This window comes from Janthinobacterium sp. BJB401, from assembly GCF_013372745.1.
Taxonomy (GTDB): Bacteria; Pseudomonadota; Gammaproteobacteria; order Burkholderiales; family Burkholderiaceae_D; genus Janthinobacterium; species Janthinobacterium rivuli.
Genome location: NZ_JABXFH010000105.1, coordinates 1 through 3,316 on the forward strand (window position 1 = coordinate 1; position 3,316 = coordinate 3,316).

Here is a 3,316-nt window from a genome sequence, read left to right on the forward strand (position 1 = left end):
TTGTTCGAACAGGCCATGCAAGGTCTGCTCGTGCGCGTGCGCGTGCTCCTGCGCATGCGCGGTACTGTTCCACTCCAGCAGCAACTGTTCGCGTTCATGCGGCGGCAGCACCTCGACGGCAACCGTCGGCATGTGCGGCGACCGCTCCAGCGCTTCAACCAGGTTCTCCAGCGCCGTCTGCATGTAGCTGCACACTCGTTCGGGCTGAGCCTGCGCGTTGACTTGGACGGACAACAGGAAATCGTCGCCAAAGTCATCCACCGACAACGTGACAGGATAATTAGTGCCCTCTTCCGTGCCCAGGTTCTCGATTCCGCGCCATGCCTCATGGGTGTTGAGCGCTTCGCCGAGGGTGCTGTGACGATAGTTCAGCAGGGCCGTAAACAAGGGAGCGGGAGCCTCGATGCCGCTGCAGCGTTGCGCCAGCGCCAAGGGGGCATGCTCGTGGTTCACCAGCCGGGCCAGCAGGGCGTGGGTATGGCGCACGCCATGCGCCACGCTTTCCGGCCCCACCGCCAGGCGAATCGGCAGGGTGTTAATGAATACGCCAGGCACACGGTCAACATCCACCCCGCCCCGCATGCGTCCGAACAGCACCGTGCCGAACACCACATCGCGGCGGCCAGTCAGGCGCGCAAGCACTTGCGCCCACGCCAGGTGCATCAGGCTGGCCGGGCTGACGCCGAGCTTGCGCGTCTGGCGGCGAATCCGGTTGCCCAACCCGGCGCCGATATGCCGGCTGGCCTCTTTCATGGAGGCCCAGTCTCCCTGCACGCCGACCAGGCCAAAAGGCGCAGTGGGTTCTTCGATATTGGCCAGCATCTCGCGGAAGAACTCCTCATGTTCTTCCGGGCTGAGGCCCAGGCGGGCCTGCGCCACGAAATGACGGAACGGCACCGGCGGCGGCAAGCCCGCCTCCTCGTCGGCGAGGATCGCCTGGATTTCTTCGATGATGATCTCCAGCGTCGCATGGTCGGAGGCGAAGTGGTGCTGCATAACCTGCAGCAGCCAGCGCTGATTCACCGGATCATGCGCCAGGAAAGCGCGCGTCAAAGGCGCCTGCCGTGCGTCGATGCGGTAATGACCAGGGCTGAAGCGCGCCTTCAGTTGGGCGGCAATGTCGCCGTCGCAGCGATCAAAGCTGACTTCCTCGACAAGCGCCTGCGCCTGGCGCCACACAACCTGCACCGGCTCCCGCAGCCCTTCCCATGCGATGGCCGTGCGCAGGATGTCATGCCGCGCGATCACTTTTTGCAGCGCCTGGACAAAGGCATCGAGCCTGGCGCGTTCGTCGAAGGCCAGTAGCGTCGGCAACAGGTAGACGTCGCCCCGCTCCTGGACCAGGTAATGGAACAGGATGCCTTCCTGCAGCGGCGCCAGCGGATAGATATCCTGAATATTTGCGGCGCCGCCCGGTACCGCCGCGACAACATTGGCAATCTCGTCCTCATCCAGGTCCGCCAGCGTCAGCATCGCGGGGGTAATCACCCGGCTATTGGCCGGGATCAGGTTGGGCGGCACCTCGACGGCGCGTTCCTCGCGTCCCAGCGCTGGCAGCACACCGGCGATGGTCGGCGCCGCGAACAGCGCGCGTACCGTGGTTTCCATGCCGGCATCGCGCATGCGCTCGATCAGGCCGATCGCCAGCAGCGAGTGCCCGCCCAGTTCGAAGAAGTTGTCATGGATGCCGACGCGATCAAGGTGCAGCACCGCCGCCCAAATTTCCGCCATTTTCTTCTCGATGCGGGTGCCTGGCGCCACATAGCCGCCATCCGCCCTGGCGGTGTCCGGCGCCGGCAGCGCCTTGCGGTCCACCTTGCCGTTCGACGTGAGCGGCATCTCGTCGAGCACCATGAAGTGGGTCGGTACCATGTATTCCGGCAGTGTGCGGCGCAGATGCTGCACGATGCTTTTCTGCAGCATCGCATGGAACTGGGATGGCAGCGGCTGATTCGCATGCTGCACCTCTCCCTTGTACAGCTCGCTCCAGTCGATCACGCGGTCGGTCCGCGTGAAGACGGCATGCAGGTGGCCTTGGCTGCCCGAAGCGCTCTGGAGATGCAGGCAATAGCCATGTTGCCGTGCCAGCAGTTCCAGTGCATCACGCGCCACGCCGGTGGTTTGCTCGGCAGAGAGCACGCGGCGCAGGTCGGCGACCGTCGCCTCTTCGCCCAGCTCGGCCAGCTTGGCATAGGCGGCGACGTCGTAGGCCACGCGCTCGTCGGCGATGCCCTTGATGGCCAGTTCCTCTACCCCTTGCGCCAGCTGTGTCTCCAGCCCCGCCATGTCCTGCCGCAGCTCGCTCCACGCCTGCCACACCGGCGCGCTGTGCGATTGCACCTCGCCGATGGTAATGACGACGTCAAAGCGGTAGCGAGTCATCTCGTTCAACGCCTGCCCGCGCTTAGGCAAGGTCTCGATCCGACTGATCTGCGGGAAGGCCGCGCGCAACGAGTGGAAGTAAGCCGGGTCCACCAGCAGCTCGGTTTCCCGGTTCAGGCCGCGCGCGGCGGCCTGGCGCACCTGACCCAGTTTGTACTGCGGAGCATGGTGCAGCGCTATCGACGAATGGAATACTTTGTGCAGACCGAAGTGGCGTATATCACCCAGGAAGATCCTGCCCTGCGCACCGATCTTGCCGATGGCGGCCGCCAGCACATCCTGCAAATAGGCGAAATTCGGGAAGTACTGGGCCACCGAGTTGATGATCACGGTGTCGAAGCCGGCCGCAGGGATCTCGGCCAGACGGTCGGCCGGATAGGCGAACAGGCGCACGTCGGCCCCTTGCAGCTCGTCCGCGCGCAGTTGCGCCGCCAGCTTGCCGATAACGATGTCGGAAATATCGCTGCCATAATAACGCTTGCAATGCGGCGCGATCCGGTGCAGTAACAGTCCGGTACCGCAACCAATTTCCAGCACCCCTTCCGGTTTCAGGCCGAGGATGCGCTCGACGGTCTCACCGACCCATTCCTGCATTTCATGCTCGGGGATGGCCTGGCGGTCATAGCTGCTGGTCCAGCCGACGGTATTGAAGGTTTCGTCTTCCGATACGGCCGGCTGCTCGTAGATCTGGTTCCAGATATCGCCCCAGTCCGCAGTGTGGTCCGCGCCTGGCTTGAGTTCGGCAACCAGTTTGTCGGCATGGGTATGGAGATAAGCGACCAGCCGCCTCTGGTTCGGCACGTCCTCGCGCGCCATCACGATTGCCTGCGACACCGCGGAATGCTGGGCCAGCGCCGCCTCGATCTCGCCTAGCTCGATACGGAAACCGCGGATCTTGACCTGATGATCCAGTCGGCCCAGGTAGTCGATATTG

General features: G+C 64.1%; 1 protein-coding gene. It reads right to left on the reverse strand.

The genetic code is table 11. The features are described 5' to 3' along the window. Nucleotides 1–3,316: condensation domain-containing protein (locus HWE17_RS28330; RefSeq protein WP_176391099.1), on the reverse strand; the 3,316-nt coding region annotated here is incomplete at both ends.